The sequence below is a fragment of the uncultured Bradyrhizobium sp. genome (genome assembly GCF_936943645.1).
In the GTDB taxonomy this organism is placed as follows: domain Bacteria; phylum Pseudomonadota; class Alphaproteobacteria; order Rhizobiales; family Xanthobacteraceae; genus Bradyrhizobium.
The window spans coordinates 1-19,930 of record NZ_CAKZJO010000072.1; the positions used below are offsets into that span (position 1 = coordinate 1).

General features: G+C 65.5%; 21 protein-coding genes. 17 read left to right on the forward strand and 4 right to left on the reverse strand.

The genetic code is table 11. The features are described 5' to 3' along the window. Positions 1-137 precede the first annotated feature (137 nt). Positions 138-656, reverse strand: coding sequence for a DUF6101 family protein (locus Q0743_RS20075; protein ID WP_298243226.1), 519 nt, complete (start codon positions 654-656; stop codon positions 138-140). A 264-nt stretch (positions 657-920) separates the two neighbouring features. Here Q0743_RS20075 and Q0743_RS20080 point away from each other — a divergent pair, with 264 nt between their 5' ends. The 7 genes from Q0743_RS20080 (at position 921) to Q0743_RS20110 (ending at position 6,929) form a co-directional block, all read left to right on the forward strand. Further along, positions 921-2,309: a TldD/PmbA family protein gene (locus Q0743_RS20080; RefSeq protein WP_298243227.1), complete on the forward strand. Its 1,389-nt coding sequence runs from the start codon at positions 921-923 to the stop codon at positions 2,307-2,309. After that, on the forward strand, positions 2,296-3,105 hold the full coding sequence (locus Q0743_RS20085) for a 3'(2'),5'-bisphosphate nucleotidase CysQ (RefSeq protein WP_298243228.1): 810 nt from the start codon (positions 2,296-2,298) through the stop codon (positions 3,103-3,105). Before Q0743_RS20080 ends, Q0743_RS20085 begins: the two co-directional genes overlap by 14 nt. 62 nt (positions 3,106-3,167) lie before the next feature. Next, positions 3,168-3,410 carry a DUF4170 domain-containing protein gene (locus Q0743_RS20090; protein WP_298243229.1) on the forward strand — a complete coding sequence of 81 codons (243 nt, stop codon included), beginning with the start codon at positions 3,168-3,170 and terminating at the stop codon, positions 3,408-3,410. Then, positions 3,407-4,120 carry a lysophospholipid acyltransferase family protein gene (locus tag Q0743_RS20095; protein ID WP_298243230.1) on the forward strand — a complete coding sequence of 238 codons (714 nt, stop codon included), beginning with the start codon at positions 3,407-3,409 and terminating at the stop codon, positions 4,118-4,120. The genes Q0743_RS20090 and Q0743_RS20095 overlap by 4 nt, the downstream gene beginning before the upstream one ends. Then, on the forward strand, positions 4,083-5,429 hold the full coding sequence (locus Q0743_RS20100) for a 3-deoxy-D-manno-octulosonic acid transferase (protein WP_298243231.1): 1,347 nt from the start codon (positions 4,083-4,085) through the stop codon (positions 5,427-5,429). The genes Q0743_RS20095 and Q0743_RS20100 overlap by 38 nt, the downstream gene beginning before the upstream one ends. Then, positions 5,422-6,438 (forward strand): tetraacyldisaccharide 4'-kinase, encoded by a 1,017-nt coding sequence (gene lpxK, locus Q0743_RS20105; protein ID WP_298243232.1) that lies wholly within the window; start codon positions 5,422-5,424, stop codon positions 6,436-6,438. The genes Q0743_RS20100 and lpxK overlap by 8 nt, the downstream gene beginning before the upstream one ends. Before the next feature lie 182 nt (positions 6,439-6,620). Continuing rightward, positions 6,621-6,929 carry a hypothetical protein gene (locus Q0743_RS20110; protein WP_298243233.1) on the forward strand — a complete coding sequence of 103 codons (309 nt, stop codon included), beginning with the start codon at positions 6,621-6,623 and terminating at the stop codon, positions 6,927-6,929. Between the two features lie 139 nt (positions 6,930-7,068). Here the strand turns inward: Q0743_RS20110 and Q0743_RS20115 are convergent, their stop codons facing one another. Further along, the gene (locus Q0743_RS20115; RefSeq protein ID WP_298243234.1) at positions 7,069-7,293 is read right to left on the reverse strand and encodes a DUF2093 domain-containing protein; all 225 of its coding nucleotides are present in this window, start codon (positions 7,291-7,293) and stop codon (positions 7,069-7,071) included. A 211-nt stretch (positions 7,294-7,504) separates the two neighbouring features. Between Q0743_RS20115 and Q0743_RS20120 the strand changes: the two genes are divergently transcribed. Together Q0743_RS20120 and Q0743_RS20125 are read left to right on the forward strand one after the other, a co-directional pair. After that, positions 7,505-8,329, forward strand: coding sequence for a dienelactone hydrolase family protein (locus tag Q0743_RS20120; RefSeq protein WP_298243235.1), 825 nt, complete (start codon positions 7,505-7,507; stop codon positions 8,327-8,329). Positions 8,330-8,535: 206 nt separating this feature from the next. Then, positions 8,536-8,679, forward strand: a complete 144-nt coding sequence (locus Q0743_RS20125) for a hypothetical protein (RefSeq protein ID WP_298243236.1) — start codon at positions 8,536-8,538, stop codon at positions 8,677-8,679. A 203-nt stretch (positions 8,680-8,882) separates the two neighbouring features. On the opposite strand, the gene xseA is transcribed toward Q0743_RS20125, so the two are convergent. After that, entirely contained in the window at positions 8,883-10,502 is a 1,620-nt protein-coding gene (gene xseA / locus Q0743_RS20130) for an exodeoxyribonuclease VII large subunit (protein WP_298243246.1), read from the reverse strand. A gap of 672 nt (positions 10,503-11,174) precedes the next feature. Here xseA and Q0743_RS20135 point away from each other — a divergent pair. The 6 genes from Q0743_RS20135 (at position 11,175) to Q0743_RS20160 (ending at position 16,534) form a co-directional block, all read left to right on the forward strand. Continuing rightward, complete coding sequence (locus tag Q0743_RS20135) at positions 11,175-11,321, forward strand: hypothetical protein (RefSeq protein WP_298243237.1); 147 nt, start codon at positions 11,175-11,177, stop codon at positions 11,319-11,321. A gap of 229 nt (positions 11,322-11,550) precedes the next feature. After that, on the forward strand, positions 11,551-12,072 hold the full coding sequence (locus tag Q0743_RS20140; RefSeq protein WP_298243238.1) for a hypothetical protein: 522 nt from the start codon (positions 11,551-11,553) through the stop codon (positions 12,070-12,072). Between the two features lie 302 nt (positions 12,073-12,374). Next, on the forward strand, positions 12,375-12,671 hold the full coding sequence (locus Q0743_RS20145; protein WP_298243239.1) for a hypothetical protein: 297 nt from the start codon (positions 12,375-12,377) through the stop codon (positions 12,669-12,671). Between the two features lie 397 nt (positions 12,672-13,068). After that, the gene (locus tag Q0743_RS20150; protein WP_298243240.1) at positions 13,069-13,752 is read left to right on the forward strand and encodes a hypothetical protein; all 684 of its coding nucleotides are present in this window, start codon (positions 13,069-13,071) and stop codon (positions 13,750-13,752) included. Between the two features lie 199 nt (positions 13,753-13,951). Further along, a complete protein-coding gene (gene purD, locus Q0743_RS20155) occupies positions 13,952-15,235 on the forward strand; it encodes a phosphoribosylamine--glycine ligase (RefSeq protein WP_298243241.1) in 1,284 nt (427 codons plus the stop codon). Positions 15,236-15,631: 396 nt separating this feature from the next. Continuing rightward, a complete protein-coding gene (locus Q0743_RS20160; protein ID WP_298243242.1) occupies positions 15,632-16,534 on the forward strand; it encodes an alpha/beta hydrolase in 903 nt (300 codons plus the stop codon). A 109-nt stretch (positions 16,535-16,643) separates the two neighbouring features. On the opposite strand, the gene Q0743_RS20165 is transcribed toward Q0743_RS20160, so the two are convergent. Further along, positions 16,644-17,102, reverse strand: coding sequence for a nucleoside deaminase (locus tag Q0743_RS20165; RefSeq protein WP_298243243.1), 459 nt, complete (start codon positions 17,100-17,102; stop codon positions 16,644-16,646). A gap of 119 nt (positions 17,103-17,221) precedes the next feature. Between Q0743_RS20165 and Q0743_RS20170 the strand changes: the two genes are divergently transcribed. Together Q0743_RS20170 and rsmD are read left to right on the forward strand one after the other, a co-directional pair. Beyond that, a complete protein-coding gene (locus tag Q0743_RS20170) occupies positions 17,222-19,261 on the forward strand; it encodes a pseudouridine synthase (RefSeq protein ID WP_298243244.1) in 2,040 nt (679 codons plus the stop codon). After that, positions 19,262-19,819: a 16S rRNA (guanine(966)-N(2))-methyltransferase RsmD gene (rsmD, locus tag Q0743_RS20175; RefSeq protein WP_298243245.1), complete on the forward strand. Its 558-nt coding sequence runs from the start codon at positions 19,262-19,264 to the stop codon at positions 19,817-19,819. The last annotated feature ends 111 nt before the right edge of the window (positions 19,820-19,930 follow it).

The following is a 19,930-nucleotide window of genomic DNA, read 5'->3' on the forward strand; positions in this document are numbered from 1 at the left end:
TCAGCCAAAATTACTGCGACCGGCTGACTCAGTACGATTAGCCGAAGGCGTAATCTGCCGACTTCTTCCGTCCAAATGGAAGGCAAAGAGGCGGGTTACGCCTTCGGCTAACCCGCCCACGGCAGCGTGATTGCCGCTTAGTTCCGCGCGATGATCTCGCGTTCTTCACGATGCACGGACAGCTCGCGCGCCATCGCAACACGGCGGCGCATCAGGAATTTCGGACGACGGGCGCGGATCGCATTGGCGCGGCGGCGGCGGGGGGCGGGCTTGCGCGCGCCTTCGTCGAGCTGCGGCAGCGCGAAGAGCTCGCTCCAGATCGCCCAGGCCTCGGTGAGTTCGTCACCCTCGGCGCCGACCAGCAGCGGCACGGAGAGCGAGGGATCACGGTGCACGAGCACGAGGGCCTGTGCCTCGTCATTGCCGCGCAGCGCGACACCGGTGAAGTCGCTGACGCGGACGTTGATCGCCATCTGCATGCCGCGGACGGCACGGCGCAGCACGACGCGTTCGCGATGAAGCTCGATCTGCCTGGTGTATCCGTCGGCGCGCGGGTCATGTGCGTCGAAGCGGACCGGAAGGGAAAGAGGGTCGAGCCGCAGAGAGCGGCACGACCCGGCGGGAGCGACCCCGCATGTTGCTGTTTGACGCCTCACGGCTTAGTTCTCCCCGCCGGGATTATGTTCCCGGTCGATGCGAGGACCTTAGCGCGCGCCCTTCCGAAACCGCTTAAAAAGGCTGGTTAACCCACCGTCACTGCCACTCATGATTGACAAGAGCTTGGCACGCATGATTGACGAGACGTTGCGCCGATGGTGCGAATCTGAGCTTTTGGTGGGCTGAAAATGCTTGAAGTCCGCGCAATCAGGGCACATCTGTGGGTTCCGGTCCCGAACCCCCGCCCCAACAGGATTTCGTTCGTGAACTCTTCACCAAGCTCGACGCTTTCGACCACAGAAAATCGCCTGTTCGATCAGTCCGCGCTCTCTGATCTCGCGCAGCGGCTGGTGGAGGCGGCGCGGCGCGCCGGCGCGGACGCGGCCGATGCGGTTGCGGTGCGCGGCGTCTCGCAAGGCGTCGAGGTGCGCGACGGACGCGTCGAGGAATCCGAGCGGTCCGAGGGCGACGATGTCGGCCTGCGCGTGCTGGTCGGCCAGCGTCAGGCGGTGGTCTCCACCAACGACGTCAGCGGCGACGCCGTCACCAAGCTTGCCGAACGCGCGGTCGCGATGGCGAAGGTCGCGCCATCGGACAAATATGTCGGCCTAGCCGACCCCGCGCTGCTCGCGCGCGACTTCCCCGAGCTCGATCTGCTCGATCCCGACGTGCCCGCAACTGCCGAGCTCGAGCGCCGCGCGCTCGCCGCCGAAGCCGCCGCGCTCGCGGTGAAGGGCGTGACCAAGTCCGGCGGGGCCTCGGCCTCCGCGGGCATGGGCGGCATGGTGCTCGTCACCTCGACCGGCTTCCACGGCTCCTACCTGCGCTCCAGCCAGGGCATCTCGGCCACCGCGATCGCGGGCGAGGGCACCGGCATGGAGCGCGACTACGATTTCACCTCGGCGCCGCACGGTGCCGATCTGCTGTCGCCCGAGGTTGTCGGCCGTTCCGCCGGCGAGCGCACCGTGGCGCGCTACAATCCGCGCAAGGTCGAAACCTGCAAGGTGCCCGTCGTGTTTGATCCGCGCGTCGCGGGCTCGCTGGTCGGTCACCTTGTCGGCGCCATCAACGGCGCCTCGATCGCGCGCAAGACCAGCTTCCTCAAGGACAAGCTCGGCCAGCAGCTGTTCGCCCGGAACATCCGCATCATCGACGATCCCTTGCGCAAGCGCGGCCTGCGCTCGCAGACTTTCGACGCCGAAGGCGTCGCGGTGAAGAAGACCGCGCTGGTGGACGAAGGCGTGCTGACGACCTGGCTGCTCGACTGCGCCACGGCGCGGGAGCTCGGCCTCACCACCACCGGCCACGCCCATCGCGGCGTGTCGTCCTCACCCTCGCCGGGGCCCTACAATCTGCATCTCGAGCCGGGCACACCGACACCGGCCGAGCTGATCTCCGACATCAGCCAAGGGTTCTATGTCACCGACCTGATCGGCTCGGGCGTCAACGGCGTCACCGGCGATTACAGCCGCGGCGCTTCCGGCTTCTGGATCGAGAACGGCGAGATCACCTATCCCGTCAGCGAGGTGACGATCGCGGGCCACCTGTTCGAGATCTTCAAGTCGATGCAGCCCGCGAACAATCTCGAATTCCGCTACGGCGTCAATGCGCCGACGGTGCGCATCGAGGGTTTGACGCTTGGCGGACGCTGACGCGAACGACACCATCCTGACTCGCGACGCGGCGCTGCTGCAAGACACGGTGCGGGAAGCGGGCGCGCTGGCGCAGTCGATGTTTCGCACCGAGCTGAAGAAGTGGACCAAGGGCGCCTCCTCGCCGGTGTCGGAAGCCGACATCGCCGTCAACGACCTGCTCGAAACGCGCTTGCGCAGTGCGACGCCGGATTATGGCTGGCTCTCGGAGGAGAGCGCCGACGACGTGGCGCGGCTGTCGCGGCGCCTGACCTGGATCGTCGATCCGATCGACGGCACACGCAACTACCTCAACGGCCATGACGATTGGTGCGTCAGCGTCGCGCTGGTCGAGGATGCCACGCCGGTGCTGGCCGCGGTGTTCGCGCCTGTCAGCGGCGAGTTCTTCTTCGCGGCCCGCGGCCAGGGCACGACGCTGAACGGCAAGGCCGTGCAGGCCTCGCCCGGATCGGCGCTCGACTTCGCCCGTGTCGCCGGCCCCAAGCCGATGGTGGAGCGGCTCAATACCGCCGGCGGCGACATCAAGCTGCATCCGCGAATCGGCTCGCTGGCGCTACGCCTGTGCCGGGTCGCCCATGGCGCGCTGGATGCGGCTTTTGCGGGGGGCAACAGCCATGATTGGGACCTTGCTGCGGCCGATTTGATCGTGCAGGAAGCCGATGGTAGGATGAGCGACCTCTCCGGAGAACCCATCCTCTATAACCGCCGGGAAGTGGCGCACGGGGTGCTGGTGGCAGCGGGGCGCGATCGTCATGCGGGCATTGTCGCGCATTTTCGAGATCGCCCCTTGGCCTAAGGCGCTTGTCGTCGTGCCGCTCGAACACTGCTTTGCCGGGCAGCCCGTTAGGAACAGAACTCATGCCAGATAGTGCCCCGCAACAACTGCTTCACCTCGTCATCGGCGGTGAGCTCGTCGATCTCGAGCATAACGTCTTCAAGAATCTCGACGACGTCGAGGTCGTCGGCCTCTATCCGAATTATGCGACCGCCCACGCCGCCTGGCGGGCGAAGGCGCAGAGCACGGTCGATAACGCGCAGATGCGTTATTTCATCGTCCATCTCCATCGGCTGCTCGACCCCAATCAAGAACCGGCGCGTTGAAAAAACTGCTTCGCAATACGCTGCGAAGCAGCTGGTTTCAGCGTGCCGTCGGGGTTCTGGCGGCCGAATATCTGCGGCTGGTCTGGCGGACCAACAAGTTCACGTTCGATCCGCCCGACGTCTACGACATCGTCGAGCCGCAGATCCCCGCGATCTTCGCCTTCTGGCACGGCCAGCATTTCCTCACCCCCTTCATCAAGAACAAGGACTCCTACCGGGCCAAGGTCCTGATCTCCCGTCACCGCGACGGCGAGTTCAACGCCATCGCGGTGGAGCGGCTCGGCATCGGCCTGATCCGCGGTTCCGGCGACCATGGCGGCGCCTTCCACCGCAAGGGTGGCGTCGGGGCCTTCAAGGAGATGGTGCGGACGCTTCAGGACGGTTGTAATGTCGCGCTGACCGCCGATGTCCCCAAGCGCGCGCGCGTGGCCGGGCTCGGCATCATCATGCTGGCACGGGAATCGGGGCGGCCGATCATGCCTTTCGCGATGGCGACCAGCCGCTTCATCCGGCTGAAGAACTGGGACCGCACCACCATCAACCTGCCGTTCGGGCGGGGCGTCCTGGTCGGCATCAAGGAAATCCACGTCCCGCCGGATGCCGACGCCGCCACGATGGAAGCGCTGCGGCTGGAGCTGGAGGAGACGCTCAACGAGGCGACCCGCCGCGCCTATGCGCAGCTCGGCCGTCCGGGTCCGCAAGATGGCTAAATCGCTGCCCATTGCGCTCCCGATCACGCTGCGGATGTACCGGCGCCTGGCATCAAGCCTGGTGCCGCTCGCGCCTGCGCTGATCAAGCGCCGGCTGAGGCAGGGCAAGGAAGATCCCGCGCGCGTCGGCGAGCGGCGGGGGCTGTCCCGCGACGTGCGGCCGCATGGCCCCCTCGTCTGGATCCATGGCGCCAGCGTCGGCGAGGTGCTGGCCGCCGCGGCGCTGATCGAACGCCTGCGCGATCTCAATCTGCGCATCCTGCTCACCTCTGGCACCGTCACGTCGGCCGCCGTGGTCGCAAAGCGCTTTCCGCCCGACGTCATCCATCAATACGTGCCGTATGATTCGCCGCGCTATGTCGCGCGCTTCCTCGATCATTGGAAGCCGTCGCTGGCGCTGTTCATCGAATCCGATCTGTGGCCGAACCTGATCCTCGCAGGGGCTGCGCGCCGCGTGCCCATGGTGCTGATCAACGGACGGATGTCGCCGCGCTCCTTCCCGCGCTGGCGGCGCATGCACGGCACCATCTCGGCGCTGCTGTCGCGGTTCGACATTTGTCTCGCGCAGTCGAAGCTGGACGCCGAGCGCTTCGCCGCGCTGGGCGGCCGCGACGTCGTCACGACGGGCAATCTCAAGCTCGACGTGGCGGCGCCGCCGGCCGATCCCGCCAAGCTCGAGCGGCTGATGGCGATGACGCGCGGGCGGCCGATCATCGTCGCGGCCTCGACCCATCCGGGCGAGGACGAGATGCTGGTCGCGGCGCATCGCAGCCTCGTCGGATTTTTCCCGCAGCTGCTGACCGTGATCGTGCCGCGGCATCCCGATCGCGGTTCCTCGATCGCAGGCCTGATCACGGCCTCGGGCCTGACGCCCGCCTTGCGCTCGCGCGAGGAACTGCCGACCGCGACCACCGATGTCTATGTCGCCGATACCATGGGCGAGCTCGGCCTGTTCTACCGGCTCTCGCCGATCGTATTCATGGGGGGATCGCTGATCCGCCATGGCGGCCAGAATCCGATCGAGGCGATCAAGCTGGGGGCTGCGATCGTGCATGGTCCGCACGTCTTCAACTTCGCCGACGTCTACGAGGCGCTCGACGCCAGCGGTGCGGCACGGCTGGCCGACACGCAGGAGGCGCTGGTCAAGCAGCTCGGCCAGTTGCTGGCCGATCCCGCGCTGCGCGAGCAGATGCAGCGCGCAGGCAGCGGCGTGGTCGACCAGCTCGGCGGCGCGCTGGAGCGTACCATGACGGCGCTCGAGCCCTATCTGCTGCAACTGCGGATCGAGATGGGGGCCGCCAATGCGTGAGCCGGCCTTCTGGTACCGGCCACGTTCGCTTCCATCCTATGCGCTGTGGCCGCTCGGAGCCCTCTACGGCGCGATCACCGAACGGCGCATGCTGCGCAAGGGCACGGATGCCGGCATTCCCGTGATCTGCGTCGGCAATTACCATGTCGGCGGCGCCGGCAAGACCCCGACCGTGCTGGCGCTGACGAAATTGCTGCGCGAGCTCGGTGAGACGCCGGTGGTGCTCAGCCGCGGCTATGGCGGACGGCTGAAAGGCCCGGTCATGGTCGACCGCGAACGGCACGGTGCTGCCGATGTGGGCGACGAGCCGCTGATGATGGCGCGCGACGTTCCCGTCGTGGTCGCGCGCGACCGCCTCGATGGTGTCGCGCTGGCGAAGTCGCAAGGCGCGACCGTGATCCTGATGGACGACGGTTTCCAGAACCCGCGCCTGCAGAAGGACGCTTCGCTGATCGTGATCGACAGCGAGCGCGGCCTCGGCAACGGCGAGGTGTTCCCCGCCGGGCCCTTGCGTGCGCCGCTGCGGGCGCAGCTTGCACGCACCGATGCGCTGGTGCTGATCGGCGACGGCCGGGCCGCCAACGAGGTCGCGGCGGAGCTTGCCAAGCGCAACAAGCCGGAGCTGCGCGCGCGGCTGAAGGCGGATGCCGCCTCGCTCGCGCAACTCCTCGGCAAGCGCGTTCTCGCCTTCGCCGGCATCGGCGACCCCGAACGCTTCTTCCGCACGCTTCGTGCTGGCGGTATCGACGTCGTGCACACGCGGCCCTTTGCCGACCACCACATGTTCTCGCGCGAGGAGATCGCCGCGCTCGCAGCGGAGGCGAGGGGCGAGCAGCTCACGCTGGTGACGACGGAAAAGGACCTCGCGCGCCTGCGCGGCAGCGAGGGCGTGCCCGACGGCATCGTGCCGTTCGCCGTCCAGCTCGAATTCGACGATCCGGCCAAGCTGCGGCAACTGATCAGCGATCATCTCTACAAGGCCCGCGAGCGAAGGTTCAGCAAGCGATGAGCTCGCGGCACACGCAGGTCTCGTAGGGTGGACAAAGGCGCCCTTGCGCCGTGCCCACCATCTGTTGCGTTCGGAGACAGCTGGTGGGCACGCTTGCGCTTTGCCCACCCTACGGCACCTCACCATTCAGCCGACATTCATCGCAAAACCTCTATCGATCGCGAACGATCCTGGAGACTACGATGAAATCGCCTCTTGCCGCCGTCGCCGCCAGCCTTGTGTGTCTGATGATTGCGCCGGTGTTGGCACAAACGCCCGCGCCATCCGCAAGTCCGACCGCGACCGTGCCGGTTCCCGCGACCAAGCGCGTGACGTGTCTGGCCACGACGCAAAACCTGAAGGGGCAGGACAAGCGCGACCAGCTGCAGCTCTGCCTGGCGCAGGCGCGGCTCGATTGCCTGAAGCAGGCGATCGATCAGAAGGTCGTCGGCGAGAGCAGGAAGAGCTTTATCAAGACCTGCGTGGGCGGCGATGCGACCGAGCAGCAATAGCCGGGCGATGCCACGAACGCGGGGCCGGAGGGTGGGCAAAGCGAAGCGTGCCCACGTTGTTCGTCGTAATCATGGAGAGATCGTGGGCACGGCGCGTTGCGCCTTTGCCCACCCTACGAGATTTACGAGAGCCGAAGGATCACGCCTGCTTCATCGCGCCGGGGAAATGCCGCTGCAAGACGGCCTCGGGCGTGGCGTAGGCTTCCTGCAGATCCACGCTCCAGTATTTCAGCTCGTCGAGCGGGATGCGCGTGTCGGTGACGGCGCAGCGCACGAAGGTCCCCGGCGAGATCACGCGGAAATCGCCGTCGAGATATTGCACCTGCGCTTCGCCATGGCCCGAGGGGCCGAACTTGTTCAGCACGGTCGAAAAGTCTCCGTGGAAGGCCGCGTCCTGAGGAAACCCCTGGAGGGCACGATGTGTTGGTCGGGATCTAGCATAGATAGGGTGGCTTGTCCGCCCGTTAAACCCACCGGTTTGTGATGTTTTGCCGCCGTTCCCGCGTGATAATGCTCGGCCGAAGGATCGGCCCGGTGCGCTGCGCGCGGCCCGGCACCTGATACGGCAGAGCCCGATGCGCCTTCGATTGACCGCCCTGTTCCTGACGCTCGCGATGTCGGCCGCGCGTGCCGCCCCGGTGCCGCAACCGGTCGAGATTCCGCTGGCGTCGGGCGTCCTCCACGCACAGCTCTACAAGCCCGAGGGCGCGGGGCCATTTCCGACCGTGATCGCGCTGCATGGCTGCGACGGACTCACCGGCCACCCTGACTCCGTGCTGCCGCGCTATCGCGACTGGGCCGAGCGCCTGCTCAGGAGCGGCAATGCCGTGCTGTGGCCCGACAGCTACGGCTCGCGCGAGCTCGGGCCGCAATGCCGCGTCAAGGAGATGCACGTCAAGGCACGGCGCGAGCGCGTCGCCGACATCGCGGCGACGAAGACCTGGCTGATGAAGCAGAACTGGGTGGCGCGCAACCGCGTCAGCCTGATGGGCTGGGCCAATGGTGCCAGCGCGCTGCTCTGGGCGGTGCGTCCGCAAAGCGGGGCGCGCGATCTCGGGCCGGATTTCCGCGCCGCGATCGCGTTCTATCCGGATTGCCGGATTTCCGCCGGTCTCGGCTGGAGCACGCGGGTGCCGACCCTGGTGCTGATCGGCGCCGATGACGACATCTCGTCGCCGCCGGCCTGCCGCCAGATGGTCGAGGGCGCGCATGGCCGCAGCGCGCTCGCGCGCATCGTGGTCTATCCCGGCGCCGATCACGATTTCGACCGCGCCAACACGCCGCTGCACGCACTCGCCGGCGCTGGCGATGCCGCCGCGCCCGAGCGCGGCCATCCCGGCACCGATGCGGAGGCGCGCGCGGAGTCGCAGAGAGTGGTCGCGGAGTGGCTGGCGCGGTAACCCGGATGAGCGGGCTCGCCGCGCCGTAGCCCGGCAGGAGCGAAGGCGGGGCCGCCCGAGGAACAAATTCAGGCGGACAGCCCCGCATCGACCACCGCCCTGCACGGAGTGTGGCCGACCGTGAATCTACGGATCGCGCGTCAAACCGGTTTCAGCAGGCAACGGCGCCTTAGTTCGACCATGATGTCGCTTAAACGAAAATCCTCATGCGCCGCATCACCCTTCTCTCCGCATTCGCCGTCTTCACCGTCGCGATCTTCCTCTACGAGGCCCACGCCGGCGCTCCCTTGCGCGCCGCCGAGCATTGCGGCTTCTGGACCACGATCGACGCGGGCTTGTCCTGCCGGTAAGCGCGGCTCCCTTTGCCAATCCCGTCCCCCCGCGCAACGGCGGAGCCGTTGTCGCTGGAGGTGCTCGCCTCTTCGGCGAGCCTCGAAGGGCGACGGCCCGGCTGCATCTCGGCCGTGCATCCTTCGAGGCTCACCGCGCGATGCGTTCGCATCGCATGGTTCGCACCTCAGGATGACGGGTCTGATAGTACCGCCCTCGCGCCTCAGAACAGGCTGCCCTGATCCACCGGCTTGGCCACGCGCTTCGGTGCGGGTTTTGTCTCCGCCTCCGGCTTTGGCCGTGAGGGCGCGCGCTTGGCCGTGGGCACCGGGCGGTCCGCATCCGTGGTTGCCGCAACGCGGCCGTCGGCGAACTCGATCTCGATCCGCGCATTCGGCCCGACGCTGTCCGCCGCATGCACGGGATGTCCCGCCTCGTCGCGCACCAGGGCAAAGCCGCGCGCGAGCACGCCGCGATAGGACAGCGCCGACAGCAGCTTCCCGCTGGCCTCGACGCGGGCCTCCAGCCGCTGCATCAGCGTGACCAGCGCGCGGCCGGCGCGCTCATGAAGCCGATGCGTGCGCTCGCGCTGGCGGGCAATGGCGTTGCGCTGCGCCTGCGCATTGGACAGCTTCGAGGCGCGCAGGCGCACTTCGAGCCCGGCAAAGCGGTCGCGCCGCCGCAGCAGCAGCGAGCGCGCGGAGAGCCCGAGCCGTTCGCCGCACACTGTCAGGCGGTGGTCGGCCTGCGCGATCTGGCCGTGCAGCACCCGCAGCGTCAGCTTCGCGCTGGCCGCGGTGAACCTGCGGAAATGCGCATGCGTATTCGCCTTCAATCCGCGGGGCAGGGCGCTGCCCGCCGAATCCAGCCGCTGCCGGGGAATGGCGAGCAGGTCGCCGGCCGACGGCAGCGCGCGCGCGGCCGCACGCAATTCGCTGCGGCGGCTCTCATGCGCGCGCATCCAATAGGCGTGGGTGCGGCGGCCGAGATCGGCGACCTCGACGAACAATTCGCTGCGCACCGGCACCGCCATCTCGGCCGCCGCCGTCGGCGTCGGCGCGCGCTTGTCGGCGACGAAGTCGATCAAAGTGATATCCGTCTCGTGCCCGACCGCCGAGATCAGCGGGATCATGCTCTCGCTTGCCGCCCGCACCACGATCTCCTCGTTGAACGACCAGAGGTCCTCCAGCGAGCCGCCGCCGCGCGCGACGATCAGCACGTCGGGCCGCGGAATCCTGCCGCCCTCGGGCAGCGCGTTGAAGCCGCGGATCGCGGCCGCGACCTGCTCGGCGGAGCCTTCGCCCTGCACCTTCACCGGCCACACCAGCACGTGGCGGGGGAAGCGATCCTCCAGCCGATGCAGGATGTCGCGGATCACGGCGCCGGTCGGCGAGGTCACGACGCCGATCACCTCGGGCAGCCAGGGCAGCAGCTGCTTGCGCGCCTCGTCGAACAGGCCCTCGGCGGCGAGCTTCTTCTTGCGCTCCTCCATCAGCGCCATCAGCGCGCCGATGCCGGCCGGCTCCAGCGCCTCGATCACGATCTGGTATTTCGAGGAGCCCGGATAGGTCGTGAGCTTGCCGGTGGCGATCACCTCGAGCCCCTCCTGGGGCTTGAAGCGCATCCGCCCGTGCACGCCCTTCCAGATCACCGCCTCGATCTTGGCGCTCTCGTCCTTGAGCGCGAAATAGCAATGGCCGGAGGAATGGGCGCCGCGGAACCCCGAGATCTCGCCGCGGACCCGGACATGGCCATAGGTGTCCTCCACCGTCCGCTTCAGGGACTGCGAGAGCTCGGAGACGGTGAATTCGAAGGCGTTGTTGAGTTGTTCCGCAGGCGGCATCGGGAAGCGATTCGGCATGAGGGGATCGGACCCGACGTTAAGGATTTTCGCAGGCAAGCGCCAGCCTCCGCCGTCATTCCGGGGCGCGCCCTCTTGGGCTCGAGCCCGGAATCCATCCCTCCGCCGAAGCTGCGGCCCAATGGATTCTCAGGTGCGCAATCGCGCACCATAGCTCGCGCTGCGCGCGCCCCGGAATGACGGTTTGTAGGATGGGTTGAGCCCTTGCGAACCCCATCACCTCTCTACCCCGCTCACCGGCGGTACGCGGTCATGACACGATCATATCACGAAACAAGTGCGATGGGTTTCGCTAAGGCTCAACCCATCCTACAGGCTAAAGAAGGCTGAGCCGCGGGCAACGAAACGCGGGTGCGTGGAAGCCGTAATTGGGAGTGCCGAAACTGATCCAGTCCTTTATTCACAGTTTTCAGAATCCCCGTATTGTGGGGTTACCCTGGCAAATGACGTTCAAAAAACGATAACTCGACCAACACTTAAAGGGGGGTGGACACAAGCATTTGGAAAATTTGCCGGGTCAATTCTTGTGGGAGCAACTCGTCACGAAATTAGAAGTTGCGCCGCTGGAAAATTATGATCTTATGAATCTTAGTCCGAAAGGGCACTAAAGAGCTGAGGACGCAGCTTATCCAACTTCAATGGAGAGCTGCGCCTATGTCAGACTACCCCGAAATCCATTTCAAATACCGTAACCTCAGCCTCAGCGCTAAAGGCGCCCTGGGGGTCATTGCGGCCATCATTATCACGGTCGGCTTCTTCGGTTTGCTCGCCGCTTACTGGTTTCGTTTGACGCATGGCTGAAGTCGGCGCACGGTTCGGTAGTTCGTAGGATGGGTTGAGCCCTTGCGAAACCCATCACTTTCCTCTCCGGCTCTCGGTCATGGCGGTTGTCATCCGACCGCAAGTGGCGACGAAGCGCGGCTGGCGCTCATCGGTGAGCTTTGCGGCTTCGAGAAACACGGGTGATGGGTTTCGCAAGGGCTCAACCCATCCTACGGCTATCCACCCCCCAGCGAATCGGACGCTTTCGATGAACCAAGAGAACTTCAAGCTTACGCTCGTGATCGAGCCGCGCTCGAAAGCGATCCCTTACCCTGCCGATCTCGAAAACGATCGAACCAATCAGGGCTTCAAAGACCTTAAGGGCAATCCCGAAGTGATTGAAACCATTGCTGAGATTCGGGACTGCCCGGCTCTGAGAGACGCGCTGATGGCTCTAAACGAGCCCGAGACGCAATTCTTCACAGTGGGATGCGAGAAGTCCCTGAACGAGCATGAAAGAAAATTCTGGAAGCGCGGCTACCTTGAGTTCTCTTTCAACTATGCAGAACTGGTGCGCGATGCCACACCGTATTTCGTGCTCTTCTTCCACTTCAACCAGGCTGCGCCGATCCGGGACTTCTTGCCTAAACACTCGGTTCAGTTCGCTTGGGAGCTTCAGAGATGCCATTTCAGAAAGGCTGACGTGGCCGGCTTTACCTGCGCGGTATGGATTAGCACCGGAGATTACCTACGGCCGAAGAATGCGAACGAGTTTGGACGGAAGCCGTAGACCTGTTCGCCGGCTTTTTGATCCACTTCAGATTCTCAAATTTGCCGCCATCTGCACCGATGTACGGATTATCGAGCCACTAGCCCACTTCGACCTTTGATAGCCTCAGACGTCGCCATCGTGAAGCTATGTACCTGTCTCTCCCAGCTGTTCGCTTTCCGATGCTATTCTGAGGACGGGACAGGATGGGCATCCTTGAGCGGAGCGTAGCCTGGGAAGTGTAGATGCGAACATGACGCAGGCTATCCCTTGCAGAGTGGCCTAAGTCATATGACGCCCTTTAGACAACGACAGGATCACTCATGGCCCGTAGCAAACGTCCCAGCCCCGACGAGCCGACGCAATTCTGCCTCGCCATCGACACGCGTGACTATAGCGTGGTCCGTATTTTTGCAGGCGCACACGGGTATTCACTAGGTGCCAGTTCTTACGGCAATCAGCACAGCCTTCCCTTAGAAGCTGAAATCACGCTGATACACGGCTACCTCTCGGACCTGACTTGCATGCCCATCGGCTTCTTCAACTCTCCGCTCATGACTGAGATGGAAGCCAGCCTTAAGGCAAGGGCTGCAAAGATGAAAGACGAAGCGGCGCGCTGAGTTCTGAAGAGCGCAAAGAAAAGTGAAGTGATTTAGACATAGATTTGGACGGCCGATGACTGAAGTCCCAGTTCTTCCTCTCCCGACGATTTTGCCTTGCGCTGAGGTAATGAAGTCATGGGGGCACAATCACACCGCCTACGATCCCGAGTTTTGGGAGTTTCAGTATCGCGTTCACCGTTACCTCGGCCGGTTGACGGATGACGAGCTTCGCATGCGCTATGACGGCCTTCTTCGCAATATCCAATCGATCGTGAGCGCCTAAGGGCACGTCATTCCGATCATCAGCTTTTTGAGTTCCTGGTATTGGTATCGCAAGGAGCATCAAACTCGGCTCGAGTTCTTCAAGAGAAGATTGTCGCTACATCGTCCCGTGCCAACAGTCGTGGAACGTGATTTGAGCGCAGCACCAGCGCGGCCAAGGGGCCCGAACGCCGGCGATGTCCTCTTCCGCTACGGCGAACATAAGTGGCTGAGAGAGCTCGTCGATTTCGGACGCCTGCGTATGAAGTCAGCCGAAGAATATAACAAAATGGAGCAAGACCTCGCCCGCAAAGATGACGAGCGGGTCAAACGATATCGCTCTCCTGGCGAATACGTGACGCTGGCGATGCCCGACGGCCGTCAAGTCCGCCCCACAGGTGATCTTGAATATAGTGTCTCTGGAACGGACTATTTCCTTTATTGCGTTTCGCTGGATTGGGACCCGGACTTTTTTCAAGATTTCTCCGGGAGTGATTGCTGTGTGATCATTAAAGATCCCGAGGAGTTCGCGCTGCGTATGGAGCGCGCGGGAGCAAAGGTGCTACCCGGTTGGATGTTCCATCATTGTCCGATCCAATATTACGACACGCATGAGCGAGAACATCACGAATGGATAGACAATGCGATGTCGAAGGAGTTCCGTTTCGCTTATCAGCGAGAATATCGCTTTCTTTTTGGCGGTTTTGGCAAGGCAGCAAGCGGATACATCGACTTAGAGCTCGGCTCGCTGCATGACATTGCGGAGCTTCATATGCGGCATGATCGCGGCGTTTCTCAGCTAAGCACGGAAGCTATTCGCTATGATGGCAAACGATAAACCTGTTTGTCTCAATCGAAGGATTTCGTAGTAGCCTCGCCCCCCAAGGGCCTCGCCGAGCAAAGGCGGGCGGGGGCGGCTAGTGCGGCGAGCGATTCCCAGCGCGAGCCCGCGAGGGGCTGTGGTCAGTTTACCCCCTTGAGCCCCACCCCGATTCATGCGACCTCCGCCCCATCCAACCCCTCATTCTGAGCCTCTTATGCACATTCTCCTCCTCGGTTCCGGCGGCCGCGAACATGCCCTGGCGTGGAAGATCGCAGCCTCCCCCCTGGTGACCAAATTCTGGTGCGCGCCCGGCAATGCCGGCATCGCGAAGGAGGCGGAATGCGTGGCGCTCGATGTCGCCGACCATGCGGCGGTGATCGACTTCTGCAGGCAGAACAAGGTCGAGCTGGTGGTGGTCGGGCCGGAGACGCCGCTGGCGGCCGGCATCGTCGATGACCTCACGGCCGCCGGCATCAAGGCGTTCGGGCCGAACAAGATCCCGGCCCAGCTCGAAAGCTCCAAGGGGTTCACCAAGGCGCTGTGCACCGAGTTCGGCATCCCGACCGGCGCCTACCAGCGCTTCACTGACGCCGCCGACGCGCGCGCCTATGTGCAGAGCCAGGGCGCGCCGATCGTGGTGAAGGCCGACGGGCTTGCCGCCGGCAAGGGCGTCGTCGTCGCCAAGACCGTGCGCGAGGCGGAGGACGCCATCGCCATGATGTTCGAGGGCGCGTTCGGCGAGGCCGGCGCCGAGGTCGTGATCGAGGAGTTTCTGCCCGGCCGCGAGATCAGCTTCTTTGCGCTGTGCGACGGCGAGACCGCCATTCCGCTGGCCTCCGCGCAGGACCACAAGCGCGTGTTCGACCACGATGTCGGCCCGAACACCGGCGGCATGGGCGCCTATTCGCCGACGCCGCTGGTGACGCCGGCCATCCACGACGCGATCATGGCCAAGATCATCCTGCCGACGGTCGCGGGCATGAAGCAGCGCGGCACGCCGTTCCGCGGCATCCTTTACGCGGGGATCATGCTGACGACGCAGGGCCCAAAGCTGTTCGAGTTCAACGTCCGCTTCGGCGATCCCGAATGCCAGGTGCTGATGCTGCGCATGATGAGCGACATCGTGCCGGCGCTGCTGGCGTCCTGCGACGGGCAGCTGAAGAATTTCGATCTGCGCTGGCACAAGGAGGCCGCGATCACCGTGGTGATGGCGGCCAAGGGCTATCCCGGCGACTATCAGAAAGGCACGCGCATCGAGGGGCTCGAGGACGCGGCCACGGTCGACACCGTCGAGATCTTCCACGCCGGGACGGTTGCGAAGGACGGTGCGGTCCTCGCCAATGGCGGCCGCGTGCTCAATGTCTGCGCGCTCGGGGCGACCGTGACCGAAGCGCAGGCCCGCGCCTATCAGGCCGTCGACCGCATCAAATGGCCGGAAGGTTTCTGCCGCCGCGACATCGGCTGGCAGGCGGTGGAAGCGGAGAAGGCCAAGAATTAGCACGTGATGTGATCAGGCTTGATCGCGACACGGGAAAGGTGCGCTCCCTCGCCCGCTTGCGGGCCGCGACGAGCTTCGCTCGCGCTGAGAGGGTTGGGGAGAGGGTGTTTCCGCAATGGGACAATCCCCAAGGGGAGAAAGCCCTCTCCCGGCGCGCGGGACGATGCTGCGCATCGCCCGGACGCGCCGACCTCTCCCGCAAGCGGGAGAGGTGACAACCCACCCGCGGAATCGCGACGTTGGCGTCACCGGATCGCCACATCCGCACCCCAGAATGTGTAGCCAGTCATTGGGCTTAGCGACCCCGATGATGATACCGGTACTGTGCATGGGGTTGTTTTCGCAAAATTTGGGTGTCGGGGGCCGGCCCGACTGCCCCCTCAAGGATGCAACAAGATGTCCGATCTCGCCGACCTCTATCCGGGCTTTGGCTCCGAATGGATCGATACCTCGTTCGGCCGCGTCTTCGCCCGCGTCGGCGGCAAGGGGCCGCCGCTGCTGCTGCTGCACGGCTTCTCCGAGACCAACGTGATGTGGCACCAGGTGGCGGGCGAGCTTGCGAAAGCCTTCACGCTGATCATCGCCGACCTGCCGGGCTACGGCTGGTCCGACATGCCCGAGAGCGATGCGCTGCACATCCCCTACAGCAAGCGCGCGATGGCCAAGGCCATGGTCGAGATGATGGAGCGGCTCGGCCACGTGCACTTCGCGCTGGCCGGCCACGACCGCGGCGGCCGCGTCTCGTACCGGCTCGCGCTCGACCATCCCGGCCGGCTGTCGAAACTCGCGGTGCTCGATATCCTGCCGACCTATAATTACTGGGAGCGGATGAACCGCGCCTATGCGCTGAAGATCTATCACTGGACCTTCCTGGCGCAGCCCTATCCGCTGCCGGAGACGCTGATCGCGAGCCAGGGCGAGTTCTTCCTGCGCTTCAAGATGGCGAGCCAGACCAAATCGAAGACGCTCGACGCCATCGACAAGCGCGCGCTCGAGCACTACCTCGCCCCGTTCCGCGATCCCGCCCGCATCCACGCGATGTGCGAGGACTACCGCGCCGGCGCCACTTTCGACTACGACCTCGACAAGGCCGATTTCGAGGCCGGCAAGAAGATCACGGTGCCGATGCTGGCGCTGTGGGGCAATGCCGGCATCGCCCAGGCCGCCGCGACGCCGCTCGACACGTGGCAGCAGTGGGCGACCAACGTGGAGGGCATGCCGGTGGAGTCCGGCCACTTCCTGACAGAGGAGAACCCGGAGGTGACGGCGAAGGCGCTGCGCGAGTTCTTCGCGGGGTGAGCCGCGCCGTCATTGCGAGCGCAGCGAAGCAATCCAGAGTCTTTCCGCAGAGGCAGTCTGGATTGCTTCGTCGCTTCGCTCCTCGCAATGACGGGGAGGGTGCAGGGGCCTACCGCCGCTCCCGGAAGAACGCCTTCAGCAGCCGCGCCGCCTCGCTCTCGCCGACCCCGGAATAGACGTCCGGTGCGTGGTGGCAGGTCGGGGAGGCAAAGAACCGCACGCCTGAGTCCACCGCGCCACCCTTGGGGTCGGCCGCGCCGTAATAGAGCCGCCGGACCCTTGCAAAGGAGATGGCGCCCGCACACATGGTGCAGGGCTCCAGCGTCACGTAGAGGTCGCAGTCGATCAGGCGCTCGCTGCCGATCTTGCCGGCCGCCTCGCGCAGCGCGACGATCTCGGCATGGGCGGTGGGATCGTGGTCGGTCAGCGTCCGGTTGCCGGCGGTGGCGATGACCTCGGAATTGCGGACCACCACGCATCCGATCGGGACTTCGCCCGATTTTCCGGCGTTTTCGGCCGCAGAAAGCGCCAAATCCATGAAAGAGGGGGCTTTCAAGCCTCGTATCATCCGAAGAAACCTGCTAGTAGCTGCGCCTTCAGCAGAAGTGCTACCCGATTTTGCCTGAGCATGCGGCTCGGAATGAGCGCGCACAATGCTTTTCGGCCATCCCCTGAGTGAGATTATCCATGCCTCGCGACAGCGACAAAGACAACGATTCCCGCGGCCGGCGAGGCCCGGCCCGAGGACCGTCAAAAGGCGGCCGCAGCGGCAAGGCGCGCGGCCCGGAGAAGAAATTCGCCAAGCGCGGTTTTGAGGGCAAGAGCGAGGGACGTGGCGACCGCGACAGCCGCCCGCCGCGCAGTGACCGTGGCGACCGCCCCTTCCGTCGTCGCGAGGAGGGCGATGCCCCGCGGCGTGATTTCAGCGACCGTCCGCGCTTCAAGCGCGACGATCGCGGCGGAGAGGGCCGCGGCGAGCGCAGCTTCAAGCCGCGCGGCGACCGCCCGTTCTCCGATCGCTCCTCGCGCGATGGCGAGAAGCGTCCGTTCAAGCCGCGCGGCGATCGTCCGTCCTTCGGCCGTGACGACCGTCCGCCGCGCCGGGATCGCGACGATTCGCGGCCGGCCAGCCGCTCCGGTGGTGAGCGGAAGTTCGGCGAGAAACGGCCCTATGCGCCGCGTGGCGATCGTCCGGAGCGCAAGTTCGACGGCGAGCGCAAGTTTTCGCGTGGCGGACCGGATCGCGAGCGCGGGCCGCGCGAGGATCGCGGCGAGCGCAGCTTCAAGCCGCGGGGCGACCGCCCGAATTTCGATCGGGGCGATCGTCCGCCGCGCAAGGATTTTGGCAAAGGCCCGCGCAAGGATTTCGGCGGCCGCGATCGCGGCGACGACAAGCCGTGGCAAAAGCGCGACGACCGCCGCGAGGGCGGCCGAGGCGGCGAAGACCGTCCGCGCTTCTCGCGGCGCCGCGACGAAGGCGGTGATGACCGTCCGCGCTTCTCGCGCCCGCGCGACGAGCGTTCCGGCGACGATCGTCCGCGCTTCAACCGCTCGCGCGAGGGACGGCCGGAAGGTCGTCGGGACTGGCAGGAGCATCCGCGCAGCGAGGGCCGCTTCGGCGACCGCCCGCGCCGCGACAACGAGGACGACAGCCGGATCTTCGAGAAGCGCCCCGCCTTCGGCGGCCGTGGCGCCTATCGCGAACGCGATCGTGATGTCGACCGCCGTCCGCGGCGCGAAGAGGCGCCGAAGCCGAAAAAGGCCGGCGAGCGCATCGCCAAGGCGCTGGCGCGTGCGGGGCTCGCCTCGCGCCGCGACGCCGAGGAAATGGTCACGCAGGGCCGTGTCACCGTCAACGGCCGCGTCATCAACTCGCCCGCGCTCGACATCACCAAGAACGACGTCGTGCTGGTCGACGGCAAGCCGTTGCCCGAGCGCGAGCGCACGCGCCTGTTCCTTTACCACAAGCCGCGCGGGCTGATGACCACGCATGACGATCCCGAGGGTCGTCCGACCGTGTTCGACAATCTGCCCGAAGGCCTGCCGCGTCTGATCAGCGTCGGCCGGCTCGACTTCAACACCGAAGGCCTGTTGCTGCTCACCAATGACGGCGGGCTCGCGCGCACGCTCGAATTGCCCGACACCGGCTGGCTGCGCCGCTATCGTGTTCGCGCCCATGGCGACGTCACTCAGGCGCAGCTCGACGAGCTCAAGAACGGTATCGAGGTCGAGGGCGTCAAATACGGTCCGATCGAGGCGACGCTGGAGCGCGACCAGGGCGCCAATGTCTGGCTGGTGTTCGCAATCCGCGAAGGCAAGAACCGCGAGGTGCGCAACGTCTGCGCCCATCTCGGGCTCGAGGTGAACCGGCTGATCCGCATCTCCTACGGTCCGTTCCAGCTCGGCGAAGTCCCCGAAGGCCAGGTCGAGGAGATCCGCTCGCGCGTGCTGCGCGAGCAGCTCGGCGACAAGGTGATCGAGAAGTCGGGTGCGCAGTTCGACGTGCCCTCGAAGGCCTCGCGCGTCGACGACGCGCCGAGCGAGAAGAAGCCCGCCAGCAAGCGCGCCGTCATCGCCGACCGCAAGGGGCGCCGCGTGCTGGTGCAACGCACCGGCAGCGACGAGGCGCGCGAGCGCAACGAGGAAGAGGCCAACGGCTACGGCCCGCCGCGCCGTCCCAAGCGCGGCTATCACGGCAAGCGCGATTTGACGCCGCGGGAGGACTGATTGCGCGTCGTCGGCGGTCGCCTGAAGGGGCGCAATCTTGCCTCACCGTCCTCGCGCGACATCCGCCCCACGGCGGACCGCCTGCGCGAGTCCGTGTTCAACATCCTCGTGCACGCCTATGACGACCCGATCGAGGACGCGCGCGTGCTCGATCTCTTCGCCGGCACCGGCGCGCTCGGCATCGAGGCGTCCTCGCGCGGCGCGAAATTCGTGCTGTTCGTGGACAACGGAGCCGAGGCGCGGGCGCTGTTGCGCAACAACGTCGAGGCGCTCGGTCTCGGCGGGGTGACGAAGGTCTATCGCCGCGATGCCACCGATCTCGGCCCCGCGCATCCGGTCGAACCGTTCTCGCTGGTGTTCCTCGATCCGCCCTACGGCAAGGGCTTCGCGGAGAAAGCGCTCGCGAGCTTGCGCGATGGCGGCTGGCTGACGCCGGGCGCGCTGCTGGTGGTGGAAGAGGCCAAGGCCGCGCAGTTCGCGACGCCTGATGGCTTCGCGGAGCTGGAGCGGCGCGCGTATGACGACACGGAGTTCGTGTTTCTGCGTAAGGCGGATTAGCGCAGCGTAATCCGCCATCCTCTCTTCGCGGATGCAAAGGCGGCGGGTTACGCTACGCTAATCGTACTGAGTCAGCCGGTCGCAGTAATTTTGGCTGAGAATCAAGTATTT

Bases quoted from the DNA above. Each gene is read 5' to 3' on its own strand.
- Q0743_RS20090 (WP_298243229.1), top strand. From the start codon at position 3,168: ATGCCAGATAGTGCCCCGCAACAACTGCTTCACCTCGTCATCGGCGGT.
- Q0743_RS20100 (WP_298243231.1), top strand. From the start codon at position 4,083: ATGCGCAGCTCGGCCGTCCGGGTCCGCAAGATGGCTAAATCGCTGCCC.
- lpxK (WP_298243232.1), top strand. From the start codon at position 5,422: ATGCGTGAGCCGGCCTTCTGGTACCGGCCACGTTCGCTTCCATCCTAT.
- Q0743_RS20110 (WP_298243233.1), top strand. From the start codon at position 6,621: ATGAAATCGCCTCTTGCCGCCGTCGCCGCCAGCCTTGTGTGTCTGATG.
- Q0743_RS20120 (WP_298243235.1), top strand. From the start codon at position 7,505: ATGCGCCTTCGATTGACCGCCCTGTTCCTGACGCTCGCGATGTCGGCC.
- Q0743_RS20125 (WP_298243236.1), top strand. From the start codon at position 8,536: ATGCGCCGCATCACCCTTCTCTCCGCATTCGCCGTCTTCACCGTCGCG.
- xseA (WP_298243246.1), bottom strand. From the start codon at position 10,502: ATGCCGCCTGCGGAACAACTCAACAACGCCTTCGAATTCACCGTCTCC.
- Q0743_RS20135 (WP_298243237.1), top strand. From the start codon at position 11,175: ATGTCAGACTACCCCGAAATCCATTTCAAATACCGTAACCTCAGCCTC.
- Q0743_RS20140 (WP_298243238.1), top strand. From the start codon at position 11,551: ATGAACCAAGAGAACTTCAAGCTTACGCTCGTGATCGAGCCGCGCTCG.
- Q0743_RS20145 (WP_298243239.1), top strand. From the start codon at position 12,375: ATGGCCCGTAGCAAACGTCCCAGCCCCGACGAGCCGACGCAATTCTGC.
- purD (WP_298243241.1), top strand. From the start codon at position 13,952: ATGCACATTCTCCTCCTCGGTTCCGGCGGCCGCGAACATGCCCTGGCG.
- Q0743_RS20160 (WP_298243242.1), top strand. From the start codon at position 15,632: ATGTCCGATCTCGCCGACCTCTATCCGGGCTTTGGCTCCGAATGGATC.
- Q0743_RS20165 (WP_298243243.1), bottom strand. From the start codon at position 17,102: ATGATACGAGGCTTGAAAGCCCCCTCTTTCATGGATTTGGCGCTTTCT.
- Q0743_RS20170 (WP_298243244.1), top strand. From the start codon at position 17,222: ATGCCTCGCGACAGCGACAAAGACAACGATTCCCGCGGCCGGCGAGGC.